Annotated in this window: 13 protein-coding genes, 5 tRNA genes and 1 pseudogene; 4 read left to right on the top strand and 15 right to left on the bottom strand. The window is 56.5% G+C overall.

The genetic code is table 11. From position 1 onward, the window contains the following. Positions 1 to 342: 342 nt before the first annotated feature. From murA to HMPREF3098_RS01355, 4 genes are all read right to left on the bottom strand, one after another. The gene (murA, locus tag HMPREF3098_RS01370) at positions 343 to 1,599 is read right to left on the bottom strand and encodes a UDP-N-acetylglucosamine 1-carboxyvinyltransferase (protein WP_070433715.1); all 1,257 of its coding nucleotides are present in this window, start codon (positions 1,597 to 1,599) and stop codon (positions 343 to 345) included. 206 nt (positions 1,600 to 1,805) lie between these two features. Beyond that, positions 1,806 to 2,654, bottom strand: coding sequence for an acetate metabolism transcriptional regulator RamA (ramA, locus tag HMPREF3098_RS01365; RefSeq protein WP_070433713.1), 849 nt, complete (start codon positions 2,652 to 2,654; stop codon positions 1,806 to 1,808). A 106-nt stretch (positions 2,655 to 2,760) separates the two neighbouring features. Continuing rightward, complete coding sequence (locus HMPREF3098_RS01360) at positions 2,761 to 3,276, bottom strand: DUF2505 family protein (RefSeq protein WP_083283903.1); 516 nt, start codon at positions 3,274 to 3,276, stop codon at positions 2,761 to 2,763. Between the two features lie 72 nt (positions 3,277 to 3,348). Next, positions 3,349 to 4,134 (bottom strand): enoyl-CoA hydratase-related protein, encoded by a 786-nt coding sequence (locus HMPREF3098_RS01355; protein WP_070433711.1) that lies wholly within the window; start codon positions 4,132 to 4,134, stop codon positions 3,349 to 3,351. Between the two features lie 202 nt (positions 4,135 to 4,336). On the opposite strand from HMPREF3098_RS01355, the gene cysK reads away from it, so the two are divergent. After that, positions 4,337 to 5,272 carry a cysteine synthase A gene (gene cysK / locus HMPREF3098_RS01345; protein ID WP_070433709.1) on the top strand — a complete coding sequence of 312 codons (936 nt, stop codon included), beginning with the start codon at positions 4,337 to 4,339 and terminating at the stop codon, positions 5,270 to 5,272. Positions 5,273 to 5,707: 435 nt separating this feature from the next. After that, positions 5,708 to 6,292: a serine O-acetyltransferase EpsC gene (epsC, locus tag HMPREF3098_RS01340; protein ID WP_070433708.1), complete on the top strand. Its 585-nt coding sequence runs from the start codon at positions 5,708 to 5,710 to the stop codon at positions 6,290 to 6,292. 292 nt (positions 6,293 to 6,584) lie between these two features. Here the strand turns inward: epsC and HMPREF3098_RS01335 are convergent, their stop codons facing one another. From HMPREF3098_RS01335 to HMPREF3098_RS01295, 10 genes and pseudogenes are all read right to left on the bottom strand, one after another. Beyond that, positions 6,585 to 6,890: a GNAT family N-acetyltransferase gene (locus tag HMPREF3098_RS01335; protein ID WP_070433707.1), complete on the bottom strand. Its 306-nt coding sequence runs from the start codon at positions 6,888 to 6,890 to the stop codon at positions 6,585 to 6,587. Positions 6,891 to 7,020: 130 nt separating this feature from the next. Continuing rightward, positions 7,021 to 7,096, bottom strand: a tRNA-Phe gene (locus HMPREF3098_RS01330). 28 nt (positions 7,097 to 7,124) lie between these two features. Then, positions 7,125 to 7,198 (bottom strand) — tRNA-Asp (locus HMPREF3098_RS01325). Between the two features lie 69 nt (positions 7,199 to 7,267). Continuing rightward, a complete protein-coding gene (locus tag HMPREF3098_RS01320) occupies positions 7,268 to 8,095 on the bottom strand; it encodes a hypothetical protein (RefSeq protein WP_070433706.1) in 828 nt (275 codons plus the stop codon). Between the two features lie 76 nt (positions 8,096 to 8,171). Next, positions 8,172 to 9,272, bottom strand: a complete 1,101-nt coding sequence (locus HMPREF3098_RS01315) for an alkaline phosphatase D family protein (protein ID WP_246815801.1) — start codon at positions 9,270 to 9,272, stop codon at positions 8,172 to 8,174. An 18-nt stretch (positions 9,273 to 9,290) separates the two neighbouring features. Continuing rightward, a pseudogene (locus HMPREF3098_RS11955) lies at positions 9,291 to 9,791 on the bottom strand (PhoD-like phosphatase N-terminal domain-containing protein); the annotation flags it as partial. A gap of 273 nt (positions 9,792 to 10,064) precedes the next feature. Beyond that, a tRNA-Asp gene (locus HMPREF3098_RS01310) sits at positions 10,065 to 10,141 on the bottom strand. A 1-nt stretch (position 10,142) separates the two neighbouring features. After that, positions 10,143 to 10,215, bottom strand: a tRNA-Glu gene (locus tag HMPREF3098_RS01305). Positions 10,216 to 10,400: 185 nt separating this feature from the next. After that, a tRNA-Lys gene (locus HMPREF3098_RS01300) sits at positions 10,401 to 10,473 on the bottom strand. Positions 10,474 to 10,632: 159 nt separating this feature from the next. Beyond that, positions 10,633 to 12,138, bottom strand: coding sequence for an acetyl-CoA hydrolase/transferase family protein (locus HMPREF3098_RS01295; RefSeq protein WP_070433705.1), 1,506 nt, complete (start codon positions 12,136 to 12,138; stop codon positions 10,633 to 10,635). Positions 12,139 to 13,044: 906 nt separating this feature from the next. On the opposite strand from HMPREF3098_RS01295, the gene dusB reads away from it, so the two are divergent. Further along, positions 13,045 to 14,133: a tRNA dihydrouridine synthase DusB gene (dusB, locus tag HMPREF3098_RS01290; RefSeq protein WP_371440931.1), complete on the top strand. Its 1,089-nt coding sequence runs from the start codon at positions 13,045 to 13,047 to the stop codon at positions 14,131 to 14,133. A gap of 19 nt (positions 14,134 to 14,152) precedes the next feature. After that, positions 14,153 to 14,887, top strand: a complete 735-nt coding sequence (gene phoU, locus HMPREF3098_RS01285; RefSeq protein WP_070433703.1) for a phosphate signaling complex protein PhoU — start codon at positions 14,153 to 14,155, stop codon at positions 14,885 to 14,887. Positions 14,888 to 14,995: 108 nt separating this feature from the next. On the opposite strand, the gene HMPREF3098_RS01280 is transcribed toward phoU, so the two are convergent. Next, the gene (locus tag HMPREF3098_RS01280) at positions 14,996 to 15,526 is read right to left on the bottom strand and encodes a gluconokinase (protein WP_070433702.1); all 531 of its coding nucleotides are present in this window, start codon (positions 15,524 to 15,526) and stop codon (positions 14,996 to 14,998) included. Positions 15,527 to 15,597: the final 71 nt, after the last annotated feature.

Below are 15,597 nucleotides of genomic sequence, written 5' to 3'. Positions count from 1 at the left end.
CACAAATCCCCAGCTCACACCACCAAAACACCACCAACCAACCACACACACCAACCCCACACAACCCCAAGACATCCACACCAACAAACCAACCCACCACCACACACCGACCAACCGCACACACCAACCCCAAGGCGTCCATACCGAGAAACAAACCCACCACCACACACCAACCAACACCAAAACCCCACCAACCAAGCACACACAAACACCCCAAGACATCCATATAAAAGGAAACCCCGCACAACGGCGGGGTTAAGAGCTTCCGTGGCGAGGGGCCAACGAAGCGTTGTAACTGAGAATTGGGGTGTTAGCGAATCGGAGTGCCTGAGAAGTGAGGCGCTAGCGCTCCTTACGCTCGATGGTCGCGCCCAAGCTGCGGAGCTGGTCCTCGAAACCTGGGTAGCCACGGTCGATGTGGTAGACATCGTGCACCTCGGTCACACCATCAGCAACCAGGCCAGCCAAAACCAATCCGGCACCCGCGCGAATATCGGAACTCCAGACCGGCGCGCTGGACAATTCTTTCACTCCCCTGATGACAACGTGGTGGCCGTCAATGCTGGCGTCGGCACCTAGGCGCATCATTTCGTCGACGAACCGGAAGCGAGATTCAAAAATGTTCTCAGTAATCACGCTCATGCCTTCACTGACGGTGCACAGAGCAATCGCCATCGGCTGCAGATCCGTGGGAAATCCTGGGAAAGGTAGTGTTTGGTAGTCGACGGCCACGGGTTTTTCATTTTGTACAACGCGGAAGCCCTGCGGGTAGGTCTCTACCTGCGCGCCGGCGAGCTTCAGCTTCTCCAGCACTAAGTGCAGGTGCTGCGGGTTAATACCGCCAACGGTGATGTCCCCCTGAGTCATCGCCGCCGCGTAAGCCCAGGTGCCCGCCACGATGCGGTCACCCACGACTTCAAAATTGGTTGGGCTGAGTTTTGCCACACCATCTACCGTGATCGTATTGCTGCCAGCACCGCTGATCTTGGCACCCATGGTGTTGAGCATGTTGCACAAGTCCACGATCTCAGGCTCACGTGCCGCGTTGTCCAACACAGTAGTACCTTCTGCCAAGACAGCAGCTGTCAAAATGTTCTCGGTTGCCCCCACTGACGGGAAGTCCAGTTTGATATCGGCGCCACGTAGTTGGTCAGCTTCCGCGACTACGCAACCGTGCTCAATGCGCGTCGTGGCGCCCAGTTTCTCCAGACCCGATTGGTGCATGTCGAGCGGACGCGACCCAATAGCATCGCCACCGGGAAGCGCTACGCGGGCGTTCAGGCACCGCGCGGTCAATGGCCCCAACACAGCCACCGACGCGCGGAACTGTCGGACCGCGTCAAAGTCCGCGTTATGTTCCACTTTCTCCGGAACCGTGATGGTGACCGTACCCTTATCCAGTGTGACCTCGGCGCCCAAACCACGCAAAACCTCTGCCATGTATGGCACGTCAGCGATCTCTGGGCAGTTGGTCAGCGTGGTTGTTCCCTCAGCCAACAAAGCTGCGGACATCAACTTCAGTACGCTGTTTTTCGCGCCACTGACCTTCACCGCACCCGCTAGGCGCGCTCCACCGGTAACTAGAAAGCTATCTTTCACGTATTCCACCCTAGATGCTTTTATGGCGCCCGTCAGAAGGACGGGCGCCAACTTCACTTCACGGCTTCACAGTGGGGCAATATGGTCTCGTCGAAGGCCACAGCGAGTTGCCCTTTCCGGAGCACCCTGCCCTTCTTTCACTGCAGTGCTCTGATTAGACTCGGGGTCAATGCCACCATGGAGAGGCTGCTTTCCCCTCATTTGAATCAGGGCAAAGCACCAATTCTACGGGCAGCATTAACCGCCTCGTAACGGGTGTGCGCGCCGAGTTTACGCATGACGGATCGCAGGTAGCTCTTGACGGTCTCGGCACCGATACCCATTTCGGCCGCCGCTTCCACATTGGTGTGCCCCAAAGCCACGCACGCCAACACATCGAGCTCACGGGCGGACAACTTCGTGGTTTGCTTCACGCGTACTGGCGAAACCATCTGGTCGCACAGGACTTCCAAGTCACGACGCAACGTTTCATTCTCCACGCGGTTAGCCAACATGCGCAGTTTGGAGTGGGTAGCGCGAACCTGCTCCCATTCCGCACCACTCATCGTGCGAACTTGCTTCACTCCGCTGCCCGCCACGGCTCCCGTTTTCATGTTCTTTGTGGCGTCCAAGACCGCCAGGTCCTGCTCCAGGCAACGAGCCGTCATCGTGACTTCTTCGAGCACCTTATCGCCCAGGCGGGCACGGGAATGAACACCGCCATACAACACACCGCGCATCTCACGACTAACGATGACTGGAACGGCAACAATGGAAAACAGTCCTTCATCCCGAACTGGACGATCCATCTCGTGCGTAATCGCCTTCGCGCGCAGGTAGTCGGAAACACCAACGGGTCGCCGTGTGGCCGCTACACGCCCTCCGATGCCCACTCCCGCGGGGATCTCAAGGTTATGCAGAGCTGGGGTCCGAAGGCCTAGCCACTTGCCAATTCGGATCTTCCCGTCGGGCTGAATGTCGCCATACATGGTCACAGGAATGCCCGTAGCATTCTTCAGAGAGCTCAAGGCAGACAGAATGGCTTCATCTTCGTCGCGGGGACGCTGCTGGTCCACGTAAATACTCCCTCAACCAAGTTTCGAGTGTCAGGAGGTGAGTATAGAACACACCCTGACTACCCCCAAAATTGCCCCCGAACTTTACGAGAACGCTGCAAGGCACTTAAGAGAAACGGCGGATGCGTTCCAAGGAAGAGTCGACGGTTTTTTCAGTGTTCTCCATGATGCTGTTTTCGATTTTCTTCCCCACGAACGGCATCTTGCAATTCACCGTAACTACGGCCTCAACCTCTGTCGCCGCAGCTGGCCTGCCTGGCCCTGAGCCCCCTTCAGCAAAGCGGTAGCGCGTTGTGACTTCTCCGATGTTCCCTGGCAGTGGTAGGGCGGATTCCAAAGCAAACGCTCGACCCACCCCTTCTGCTACCAGGGGCGAAATTTTCGTGTCCTGATGCGTGCGCATCTCCGGTACACCGGCTTCTTCCTGCGCAGGACGGACCAAGTCCACACCCGCGCGGACCGTCCCATCCGCTTCTACCTCACGTACCCCCTCGTCCAGCCAGGAGTCCCCAGCCTCCACCATGTTCTCCTTGGTTAGGAGGAATGCCTCGGAGGTTACGATTTCCCTTACTTGGTCAATCGGCAGATTCAGGGTGCGGCTTACTCGCTTTGTCTGTGCCATGCACCCTATTGTGCCAGCCCTTTTGTCTCGACGCCCCGCGCTACCCAGCCTCCGACGTTAACACCTAGTCCCCTAGTGGTGCTTCCATTCGGGCTTGCGCTTTTCCACGAAAGCGTTCATGCCTTCCTTCTGGTCTTCCGTACTGAACAGCCCCCAGAACGCTTGGCGCTCAGATTCCAAACCGCTTTTAAGCGTGGATTCGTAGGCCTCGTCCACCATCTGTGTGGCGGCCACAGTTGCAACGCTACTCATGGAAGCAACCTTGGCGGCGATTTTTTGGACCTCCTCGTCGAAGCCCTCATCTGGAAGGACACGGGAAACCAGCCCGCTGCGCTCGGCTTCTTCGGCGTCCATCATGCGGCCGGTCAAGATGAGGTCCATTGCCTTGTATTTACCAACTGCGCGAGTGAGGCGCTGCGTTCCGCCCATACCGGGGATAACCCCCAATGTGATCTCGGGTTGACCGAACTTGGCGGTCTCACTAGCTAGCAGGATGTCGCCGATCATGGCTACTTCACAACCACCGCCCAATGCGAAGCCGGATACTGCGGTGATAATCGGGGTCTTCACAGCGGCGAGTTTCTCCCATTCCGCGAACAGGCGCTTGTCTCGGATTTCAGGGAATGTTTCATCCTTCATTTCCTTGATGTCCGCACCGGCAGCAAACGCTTTTTCCCCGCCGGTGATGACAATGGCACCGATGCTGTCGTCCGAGTCAAATTGTTCCGCAGCGGCGGTGACATCAGCCAAAACCTGACTATTCAAGGCATTGAGTGCCTTCGGGCGGTTGATGGTGATCGTTGCTACACGTTCGTTGGTCGTGGTCAGAATTGTTTCGAAATTCGTCATATGCCCCATTGTGGCAGAAAAAGATTAGCGCCAAAGGGACTTTTCACCCATGGAAGCTGGTGGCGTCGAGTAAATAACAGGTGTAAAGTGGCGCAAGTAGACAAAATAGACAGATTGGTCTGCAAGCGAGTTGCGGTAATAATGCAGAACTAGCTGATCGTAGTAGATGCACAGCTCGACGAAGGACCACCCAAAGAAAGCGAGGCCCAACATGGCTAAGATTTACGAAAACCTCACTGACCTCATTGGTAACACCCCTTTGGTTAAGCTGAACAAGCTAACCGAGGGCTTGGGCGCCACGGTTGCAGTGAAGCTGGAATCCGCTAACCCGGGCAACTCCGTCAAGGACCGCATCGGTAAGGCAATCATCGACGCAGCGGAACAAGACGGTAGCTTGAAACCGGGTGGCACGATCGTCGAGGCAACCTCCGGAAACACCGGCATCGCCTTGGCTATGGTTGGCGCAGCGCGCGGTTACAAGGTCATCCTGACGATGCCAGAGACCATGTCCAATGAGCGTCGCGTGATGCTGCGCGCCCTTGGCGCAGAACTAGTTCTCACCCCTGGCCCAGGTGGCATGCAGGGCGCAGTGGACAAGGCCAATGAAATCGTTGAGTCCACCGATAATGCAATCCTGGCGCGCCAGTTCTCCAACCCGGCTAACCCAGAAGTGCACTACCGCACCACCGGTAAGGAGATTTGGGAAGATACCGATGGCGACGTCGATATCTTCGTTGCCGGCGTAGGTACCGGGGGAACCGTTTCCGGCGCCGGCAAGTACCTCAAGGAGCAGTCCGACAAGGTAGAGATCGTAGGTGTGGAGCCCGCCGATTCCCCACTTCTAACCGAAGGGCACTTTGGTCCTCACAAGATCCAGGGCCTAGGTACCAACTTCTTCCCCGAGAACCTGAACAAGGACATCCTGGATCGCGTTCACGACGCTCCGTTGGATGAGGCCGTCCGCGTGGCTCGCGAGCTAGCCGTGAAGGAAGGTATCTTGGCCGGTATTTCTACAGGCGCAAATGTGTGGGCCGCCCTTGAAGAGGCCAAAAAACCAGAGAATGAGGGCAAGCTGATCGTAGTGGTAGTGTGCGACTTCGGCGAGCGTTACGTTTCCACCCTGCTGTTTGACGACCTCCGCGATTAAACGCGACTGGTTTATCGACCAACAGCCTTGAATCCCAGGGAAATTGAACCCCTAAGCAGCTTGAACCCAGGTAGCTTCAACTCCAAGTAACTTGAAACCCAAGCCCCGGTGCTTCGACTATGCTCCGGGGCTTTGGCTTACCCGGGTCTACCCGCGCGCCCGCCTGAAATTTCCGCCGGAGTTTCCATCGGGGGTTGTTGCCGCAGCCGGTGTTTTCAGGGCTGATTTATCCACAACCAGCACTCCCACCAAACAGTAGATCGGCTTAGCCGGGAATAAACAAGATCATCTGCGGTTGTACCAGTAAGTTGGAGACTAACAACGAGGCCCCATGGTGCCTGCCCTACATGGATGGCAGGCACGCGCCGATCGTCTAGCCTTCTATAAAAATCGGTCGTGCACGACCATTTGCAACGGAAAGGAAATCTTCGCACCGTGAGCATCCTAGGACGCATTCGTGAAGACCTGCAGAATGCCCGCCTTCACGACCCAGCTGCCCGGGGAGACGTCGAGAATGCCATCGTGTATTCCGGCTTGCACGCAATCTGGGCTCACCGCGTTTCCCACGCGCTGTGGAACCGCGGATATAAGGGCTTGGCACGCGTGATTAGCCAAATTACCCGTGGCCTCACCGGAATTGAGATCCACCCAGGTGCAACAATCGGCCGTCGTTTCTTCATCGATCACGGCATGGGGATTGTCATCGGTGAGACCGCAGAGATCGGCGACGACGTGATGCTTTACCACGGTGTAACCCTGGGAGGTTCGGAGCTCGTTCAGCGCAAGCGCCACCCCACGATCGGCAACGGTGTAATGATCGGCGCTGGAGCGAAGGTGTTGGGGCCCATCACCATCGGCGACGGCTCCGCTGTGGGTGCAAATGCCGTCGTGACGAAGGATGCGCCTCCAAACTCCATCCTGACTGGTATCCCAGCCAAGATCCGCCCACGAAAGCCCAGCCAAACCACGCCGTTAGTCGATGCGGTGAAGTGGGTTGATGATATGCAGAACAACATCTAGCCCTAGGCTGGATGGTCTTGGGAGCTTGACTTCACCCGCGAACGGTCTGTCCTCCTCGCGCTGCCGAAGGGACAATCAGCACCCCCATGCCTAGGTGCGGGGTTGGCCGTGTTCGGTGCGGGGTTAGTCGTGTTCGGTGCGGGGTTGGCCGTGTTTGGTGCGGGGTTGGCCGTGTGAGGCTGCCCAGATTCGGCCAGCACCTCGTCTAAAGCCCGACAAAGCCGGTGTGTTTCCCTCTCCCCCATTTGAACTGGGGACGGGGCTCACACCGGCATTGCGCGTTTGCGGGAGGTTATTTAGCCACGAGGTCTGCGTAATCCTCATTCTTTGCGATAAAGCCCTTCACGGCGCTGCAGGTGGCGCGAATCTTCAAGCCATCGGCGCGAGTGCTATCCAGAGCGCTGGAAATCAGGGGCTTGGATAAACCTCGACCACGGAATGCCGAATCCACTACTGTGTGATTGAAGTCTCGAATCTCATTGCCATCGCTATCCGCGACTGGACTGTACTCCGCAAAACCTGCAGGTTGGCCGTCAACAGAGATAACGAAGCGGCTCTGGCTCTGCTCGTGGGTTACCTCGATATTATCTTCACTCATATTTCAATCCCTTCGATTGAGGCTGTGCGATTGACCTTTCCCATTGTGCCAGCATTCGATGAAGTAGCGAGGGCGGGAGCATTCGAAAACAAAAAACTGCCCTAGCTACTTCGCTAGGACAGTTTAGAAATGGTGGCCAGAGCCGGGATCGAACCGGCGACCTTTCACTTTTCAGGCGAACGCTCTACCGACTGAGCTATCTGGCCACGGAATTCGGACATCCGAACTCCGGAGCGACCCTGACGGGACTTGAACCCGCGACCTCCGCCGTGACAGGGCGGCGCGCTAACCAACTGCGCCACAGGGCCGTGCTCGTTGCATCACCCCCACACCAGTGCGCGGGTCGTTTACTTGCACGAGTGGTTACTCTACACAGCCTAAGACCGTTCCACCAAATCGGCAGTTGAGGTGGGCAGATCGTGGGATTGACCCTGGATTTCGGTGGCGAATAACCCCATCGCATCCCAAGCAATCCATCCACCCTGTTGCAAGGTAAGGGTAAGCCTGTTCCTGCCTTCCCTCAGGTTAGTAATTGGAACTTCCAGTTCCCAACATCCCGGCTTGAGCGCACCATCATCGCCTCGAGCATCGCCTCTTTTACTACCCGCTGTCTCCCCCTTCGGAATTTCTAAAGTTTTTCCGAACCCGCCCAGTTCAACGTCAAGCAATCCCCCCAGCTTTGTTGTATCAATGAACCACAATGCCAGATAGATCTTCGTCCTTGACGTGCGAATACTCGCTTTAGGGAAGTTGAAATCCCAGGTCAAGGAGTAACATTTGCCACCAGCCCAAGAATCCCCAGGTCCTGGAAGCAAATATGGAATGTCCGGGTTCGCGCCCGACACGGTGATCTTCCCATCTGGGAAAGCCACTGGAATCTTCTTGTAATCCTTCGGCGCGAATTGAAGATCCACACTTTGGCGGTCAAAATGGCCCGCTTTAACGATTGGCACCCCAGTAACTACAGACCGGAGGGATTTGGCGCGGACCGGCCGAGACGGGCGAGAGATATTGCCCGCTGCATCAACCGTCCTGATTCGATATAGCCACTCCTCCCCTTCAGGTCTCAACCTGTTGTGGTTGAACACAGGGAAAATGGTCTTCTTGAGCAGTTTCCAACCGTGCCCTTTACTACGCCCCTCCACTCGGTAGTGATCCAGAGGTATGGCCCAATCCAGCTGCTCCCAAGCAAGATTAATCTCCATCAATCCAGCTTTGTGCTTGATGACGGGGGTTGGTGATGGTCGACTGCTTCTAACCTGAGAAGATCCGAACGGCATATTAAAAGCCTTTCTCAATTAGACGGCGGGAGCCACTGGGTGAGCGGTAAGTGAAGGCGACCTCACGAGGAGCCTGATCATCTTTTTCCACATACGGCACAACAACAAATTGAGCGTTCAATTGTTTCTTTGTTACGTCGACGAGTATGTAACCGCGGCGTTCATCCATCTTTTTCACGTAGGGATGCTTAAGCCAATCGGCACTGGAACTTCCGGGTCGACCATCACCATCCGATGCTATGGACGTACATATCAATTCGATACCAACCGGTTCACCGGAATCGCCCCATAGTTCAACCGCGCCATGCTGATGAATATCCCCTGTCAGCACCACCGGGTTCTGCACGTTCCGCATTGTCTGCAGCAATCGTTTACGCGATGAGGGGAAGCCATCCCACTGATCTACCTTGTCGCCAGCAATTGGTGCCACAACCACGCTATTGGTCAGCACATTCCACTTTGCGGGTGAGTTTTGAAACTGCTCATGCATCCAACGTTCCTGCCTGTGTCCGAGAATACTGCGGGTCTCGCGGTTAAGCGCCTTCACATCTGACGGATCGACGACAGCATCTCGATACTGGCGTGTGTCCACGTTGACGAATCGAAGGAGCCGGCCAACGTCAAAGGCGTTATAGATTTGCGAATGGGGGCCGTTAGGAAAGGCCTCAGGCGCGACAGGGGTGTTTTCGTAGAATGCGCGGTACGCAGCCGCACGTTGATACGCAAAATGCGTTTTTTTGGTCCCCTTCTCCGACCACCACCCCGCGTGATTGTTTTCTACCTCGTGATCATCCCAAATCACGACCATTGGAGCTTTCGCGTGCCCCGCCTGCAGATGCTCATCTGATTTAAACAGTGAGTATCGCAGGCGATACTGCTCGAGAGTTTGGACTGTGTGCGCGAACGGTTCTGGTACCTCGACCCCTTGTCTTTTGAGGTTATCCTCCTTCGAAATGGCGTATTCATAGATGTAGTCTCCGACAAAGAAGATGAGATCGAGGTTTTCATTGGCCAAATGCCGCCATGCAGTGAAGTGCCCGTGATACCACGCTTGGCACGATGCCACAGCGAAAGAAAACTGTTCCACGTCTTGATCTGGCATCGGAAGCGTTTTAAAGTGCCCCACAGGACTTGTCTGATTCCCTACCCGGAAGCGGAATCTATATTCTGTGCGAGGTTTCAACCCAGTTACCTGTGGGTGCACCGAATGAGCCAGCTCCGGCTGTGCCAGTGCAATTCCGACTGCAACCGGGGATCGAAACCCCTCGTCTTCGGTTGTTGCCACCTCCCAATGCACCAGAACACTTCGTGGTGGCATACCGCCATGTCCGTCAGGAGCAAGCGGATCGGGTGCAAGTCGTGTCCACAGGATCATCGATTCGGCGCGGGGCGTACCGGAAGCTACCCCAAGCCCAAACAAGTCTGACTTTGCCCACTTTCCGGCCGCAGGTCCCTCGGTGGCACTAGAGCCCAAGGATGATTGGGCCGCTGCGGGGGCCGCGATCCCAGCGGAAATGACAGCCGAGCTGAGCCCCGCAAGTTGAAGAAAATCTCTGCGGTCGACAGTTTTGTCAAAAACGGCCCTCTCGCCCAAGAAGCCACTTGACTGTTCACTTTGCACTACTGCTCACACCTTCAACGCAAACCTACCGAACCGGCTAGGTGCAACCTATCAAGGGTATTCGGAGTATGCAGTGCGAATACCGCGTCATCGTCGGAACAATCTCGGCGACCAAGATGGCAACCACAGACACAACACGGCTGCTCGATGTCTTCCCAAAGCACAACCGATGGACACCCCCCCGACACATCCACAAACCCCCGCATTTTGGTTGCTTCACCCAAAAAGCCTCGAGACATCGTTCGAAAGGAACGATGTCTCGAGGCTTCACAATGGCGACCCTGACGGGACTTGAACCCGCGACCTCCGCCGTGACAGGGCGGCGCGCTAACCAACTGCGCCACAGGGCCGTACTCCCAACGGGATTCGAACCCGTGTTGCCGCCGTGAAAGGGCGGAGTCCTAGGCCTCTAGACGATGGGAGCATGCTAAAAACGATCACTCGCTCTTTAGCAGCTCGCTCAGTCTAAACCACGTTGGCGAAAAGAAACAAACCAGCAGGTTAAGGGGCCTACAGGGCCTCTCGTAAGACCCAAGCTCATAGGAACCCGCGAAAGAAAAACAAACCTCGATGGAACCGGCGAACGGTTCACATCGAGGTTTAATGCAGTGGGCCCTCCGGGGCTCGAACCCGGGACCTGCGGATTAAAAGTCCGTAGCTCTACCAACTGAGCTAAAGGCCCACGCCGAACAAGTCAGGCATCACACCTAACTCTGTGTCAGCGCTAACCATCTTAGGGGCATGCATTCACAAGTTGTTAATCGACCCCCAGAAAAGGCACCGGAGGTCGCTAGGATTCTGCCCATCCACATCCAGAGATACAGATGGGCAGCGGAGCCAATTAACCCTTCATGCTGCCCTTTTCAGCCAAATTGATGTGGAACTGGAAAGCAGTCTTCAAGTCGTGAGGCGTATGCAGCGGCCTGCCCTCAGCGGTGGCGCGCTCTACATACTCCTCCAACAGAGGACGGTAGTCGGGGTGTGCGACAGCGATCATCTTTTTAGCCCGCTCACGTGGAGACAGGCCACGCAAATCGGCGTAGCCATACTCGGTGATGAACACCATCGTGTCGTGCTCCGTATGGTCGATGTGGGACGCGAACGGAACAATTGCCGAAATAGCCCCTCCCTTAGCCTGTGATGGGGAAATGAAGGTGGATAAGAAGGCATTGCGGGTGAAATCGCCCGAGCCGCCGATTCCATTCATCATCTTGGAACCCGAAACATTGGTGGAGTTCACATTGCCGTACAAATCCGCTTCCACGGCACCATTAGATGCGATCAGACCCATACGACGAATAACCTCTGGGCTGTTAGAGATCTGCTGCGGACGCAGAACGATATGCTCGCGGTACTTCTTAGCCTGATCATTCATGCGCTCCGCAGCCTCAGGAGACAAAGCAAAGGACGTTGCAGATGCGATGGTCATCTTACCGGCATCGATCAAGTCGAGCATGCCATCCTGAATAACCTCGGTATATGCCTGAATGTTCTCAAACTTGGAATCCAGCAGGCCTGCCATCACCGCATTCGGTACATTGCCCACACCGGATTGCATGATGTAACCGTCGTAAGTCAAACGACCCGCCTCAACCTCACCTTCAAGGACATCGAGGAAGTGCCCGGCGATCTTCTTAGAGACATCATCGGCTGGCTTAAATGGCGCGTTGCGGTCAGTAGCATCGGTTTTCACCACTGCCACGACCTTTTCCTTGTCAACGGGAATGTAGGTTGTACCGATGCGGTCACCAGGGTTGTTGATCGGAATCGGGGTGCGGTTCGGCAGCTTGGGGGTCATCCAAATGTCGTGCATACCTTCCAAGTCCGGCGACTGCCACTCGTTGATCTCAATAATGATCTTATCGGCGGCTTCCATGAACTCGATGTTGTTGCCCACTGCAGAAGACGGCACAATATGGCCCTCTTCCGTAATACGAACAGCTTCGATGATTGCCACATCAAACTTGCCAAAGAAACCCTGCTCAACGAACATGCCCAGATGGGAAAGGTGAATGTCTTGGTACTTGATCTCACCAGCATTGATCTGCTCGCGAACAACTGGGTCAGTGATGAATGGCGTGCGGTAATTGATCGCATGCGCCTCTGCCAGAACACCGTCGCAGTCTGGACCCGTGGACGCGCCGGTGAACATATCGATACGGAACTCGTCACCACGGTCGTGGGCCGCCTTGGCGCGTTCAGCTATAGCCGTCGGCAGACCCTTCGGGTATCCCGCACCGGTAAACCCAGACATGCCGACCCGATCACCGTGCTTGATGAATTCGGCTGCCTCTTCCGCAGTCATGACTTTGGACTTAAACAGTTCATTACCGATGCGCTCGGACATCGTTCCTCCTTGAAGGTAGTTCTTCTTCCGGTTTGTTATTCAAACCGTGTATTAGGCTAACGACCCGCGCCAATTGGGATTGGGGTCAAACCCAGTTTGGCGTCGGAGACAAAAGAACCCCCGGCTGCAGTTATACGTTTATAACCGCAGGTCAAAGGCCGTCGCTTACGCCAACAGCCTACACATTTATGGGGAAACTCGCTCAGACTCCTCAGGGCAAAGCCGGGCACCATTGATGTCTACACGTTACGTCCCCGCCCACCGGCCCTGCGGCCCCTGTGCCAACGTGGTTCACATCCCAGTACCGCACCTTCGCAATCCTGCGCCCGCGCCCCCCCCCGATAACAAATGGCGTTGGAGGCGGGGCGCCCACCACCCACACACTCGCTTTGAACTCTGGATTGAGGATCTTCAGCTGTTGGAGGCGGGGCGCCCCCACCCACGCCCTCGCTTACACAATGTGCAGCAGAAGTCGAACAAAAACGCGCAATTTTGTCAGAGTTCTGCTGCACATTCGTTGTTCAGCGCGAAAATGTCGCCACCGGGTTCAGCGCGAAAATGTCAGCGCCGGAAAGCGGCAGGATTCCTCAAAACCCAACAACCTCACCCGCAAACCCAACAGCCTCACCCGCGGCCCCAACAGCCTCACCCGCAAACCCAACAACCTCGCCCGCAAAACCCAACAACCTCACCCGCAAAACCCAACAAACTACATAGCAACACCTCCCGCACCTCTCCTCGCAACTCAGCACGAGAAGCACACAGCCGGCAATTTGGACTCTCGAGGGGGTGGGGTGTGAGAATATGGGGGTGACTTCTACTCTCCCCCATTCCCCCGTTAGCGCACACGGCGAAGCTCTACGGATTGGTTCACTACGCCTCAACAGTCCTGTTGTGCTCGCCCCCATGGCCGGCATTACCAATGTGGCATTTCGCACGCTGTGCCGGGAACAGGAACGGGAGAAGATCGGCAGCGTTTCTGGGCTCTACGTCTGTGAGATGGTGACCGCCCGCGCTTTGGTCGAACGCAATCCCAAGACCTTGCACATGACCACCTTCGGCCCTGACGAACAACCGCGCACCTTGCAGCTGTACACCACGGACCCGAAATACACCTACGAAGCAGCCAAGATGATCGTGGACGAAAACCTCGCCGATCATATTGACATGAACTTCGGCTGCCCCGTCCCCAAGGTGACCCGCAGGGGTGGTGGTTCCGCACTGCCGTATAAGCGCCGCTTGTTCGGAAATATTGTGGCTGCTGCGGTCAAAGCGACGGAGGGCACAGACATCCCCGTGACGGTGAAATTCCGCGTGGGAATCGATGACGATCATCACACACACCTAGACGCCGGTCGTATCGCCGCCGACGAAGGTGCAGCCGCCGTCGCTTTGCACGCGCGCACCGCTGCCCAGCGCTACTCCGGCGATGCAAACTGGGATGAAATCACCCGCCTCGTCCAGCATATGGACGGGCGCGTACCGGTCCTGGGCAATGGCGATATTTTCAAAGCCACTGATGCCCGCGCGATGATGGACCAAACTGGTTGCGACGGTGTGGTCGTTGGTCGTGGCTGCTTGGGCCGCCCGTGGCTGTTCGCTGAGTTGTCCGCCGAACTGCAAGGCCTTCCGGTCCCAAGCGAACCCACACTGGGGGAAGTTGCCCGCATTGTGTTGCGCCACGCGGAACTGCTGGCAGAGCACGATGGGGAGTTCAAAGCCTGCCGTGACATGCGCAAGCACATGACCTGGTACATGCGGGGGTTCCCTGCTGGTGGTGAACTTCGCCGTACGCTGGCCACCATCGAGTCGCTAGCTGACCTTCGTAGGGCCTTGGATCCTGTTTGGGAATCCGACGCCCTCGCGGACGATGCCGACGGGCCCCGCGGGCGCCAGGGCTCCCCTGCCAAGGTCTTGCTGCCCGAGGGATGGCTCGACGATCCGGAGGACGATACAGTTCCAGACGGGGCTGAAATCATGCACAGCGGTGGCTAACGCACTACACTCGTATCCCATGCGCCACGCCTACCGCGAGCAGCTCGACATGCTCATTCACGACCTGCTTCAAATGGCTGATTTCACCAATAACGCGATGGAGTCCGCCACAAATGCATTGTTGACCGCCAATTTGAAATTGGCTGAAGAAGTGGTCGGCAGCATCGAGGTTATTGAGCGACAGCGCGATGAGGCATCGGAAAAAGCTTTTGAGATTCTATTGCTTCAAAGCCCACTTGCCCGTGAACTTCGACTGGTCGTAGCAGCGATTTCCATTGTGGATAACCTGACCCGAATGGGGACTCTCGCTATTCACGTTGCCAAGATTGCTCGCCGCAGGCATCCAGAAGTGGCAGTCCCCGAGGAGCTACGCGGTTACATCTCCGAGATGTCTCGGTTGGGGTGCGCGGCAGCGACGAAGGTCCATGACATCTTAACGTCCGCGGATCCAGATGAGGCGCTGGAGCTCCTCACGGACGACGATGCAGTTGATGATATTCACCAGCATTTGTTCATTCTCACTACGCAGCGCGAATGGCCATACACTGTGCGGGAGGCCGTCGATTTAACTCTGCTTTCGCGCTACTACGAGCGATTCTCGGATCACGCCGTGACTATTGGTGAGCGGATGGTTTACCTGGCGACGGGGATGAAATCCGAAGAATACAGTGAATCCATCTTGGAAAAACAGGCCGAGGATGAAATCCGCGCCAAGTTTAAGGAAGTTGCCCGTCGCTACGGCTCCACGTTCTAAAAGACGCGCAAGAGCGCAGAAGCAAATGCGCGAAAACTCACACCACCACACTCAATCACGCCCTAGTGCACCGGCCAATCCCCGTGTTCGTCGCCGATCTGACTTACTCTACGCTTCTTCGGAATACGCCCGGTGCGCAAAGTGAGCGGCCGCGAGTGCATCCTCCAGCAGATCGTCCACGGGGCGATCGATGTCCAATTGGATGCCGCGTTCGTCTGCTTCGAGGCGTCGTAAAATGGCCAGCTGCTCATCCAGAAGCGCACGTGGCATATCCTCCCCCACACGGCGCCGCATGCGATCAGCGAGCACATCTTCCGTCCCGTATGGGTGAACGTAGAACACCACCCCGTCTGCTTCGTTCAACACCGTGCGGTGTTCTTTACGCAACGCTGTGCACGCCACTACGGTGTTCTTCCCCTCGTGGGCGCGAGCAGTCATCCAGTCGCGTACATTGGCTAGCCAAGCCCCTCGCTTTTCCTCATCTGGGAGCTTGCCCCCCTGCAGGATTTCCATATCCGCTTCTGGGTGCAGGTCATCGGCCTCTAGCAGCTCCCATCCGGTGCGCTCGGCCATCTTGCGCGCCAGGGTCGTCTTACCACTGCCGCTGACACCCATCAGCACCACATGCAAACTAGTCATCTTTGAACGCTCCTCTCGCAGGGGTTGGGGTTGGTGGCCATCCCTCCCCAGTATGCCTGTAATTCCTGCTT

Source organism: Corynebacterium sp. HMSC28B08 (assembly GCF_001806865.1).
Classification (GTDB): Bacteria; Actinomycetota; Actinomycetes; order Mycobacteriales; family Mycobacteriaceae; genus Corynebacterium; species Corynebacterium auriscanis.
The sequence above is the reverse complement of the archived record's forward strand: the minus strand, read 5'-3'. Positions and strand labels throughout refer to the sequence as shown.

Excerpts from the sequence above, each read along its gene's own strand:
- HMPREF3098_RS01360 (WP_083283903.1), bottom strand. The coding sequence starts at position 3,276 with ATGGCACAGACAAAGCGAGTAAGCCGCACCCTGAATCTGCCGATTGAC.
- HMPREF3098_RS01355 (WP_070433711.1), bottom strand. The coding sequence starts at position 4,134 with ATGGGGCATATGACGAATTTCGAAACAATTCTGACCACGACCAACGAA.
- cysK (WP_070433709.1), top strand. The coding sequence starts at position 4,337 with ATGGCTAAGATTTACGAAAACCTCACTGACCTCATTGGTAACACCCCT.
- HMPREF3098_RS01335 (WP_070433707.1), bottom strand. The coding sequence starts at position 6,890 with ATGAGTGAAGATAATATCGAGGTAACCCACGAGCAGAGCCAGAGCCGC.
- HMPREF3098_RS01320 (WP_070433706.1), bottom strand. The coding sequence starts at position 8,095 with ATGGAGATTAATCTTGCTTGGGAGCAGCTGGATTGGGCCATACCTCTG.
- HMPREF3098_RS01315 (WP_246815801.1), bottom strand. The coding sequence starts at position 9,272 with ATGCCAGATCAAGACGTGGAACAGTTTTCTTTCGCTGTGGCATCGTGC.
- HMPREF3098_RS01295 (WP_070433705.1), bottom strand. The coding sequence starts at position 12,138 with ATGTCCGAGCGCATCGGTAATGAACTGTTTAAGTCCAAAGTCATGACT.
- dusB (WP_371440931.1), top strand. The coding sequence starts at position 13,045 with ATGGCCGGCATTACCAATGTGGCATTTCGCACGCTGTGCCGGGAACAG.
- phoU (WP_070433703.1), top strand. The coding sequence starts at position 14,153 with ATGCGCCACGCCTACCGCGAGCAGCTCGACATGCTCATTCACGACCTG.
- HMPREF3098_RS01280 (WP_070433702.1), bottom strand. The coding sequence starts at position 15,526 with ATGACTAGTTTGCATGTGGTGCTGATGGGTGTCAGCGGCAGTGGTAAG.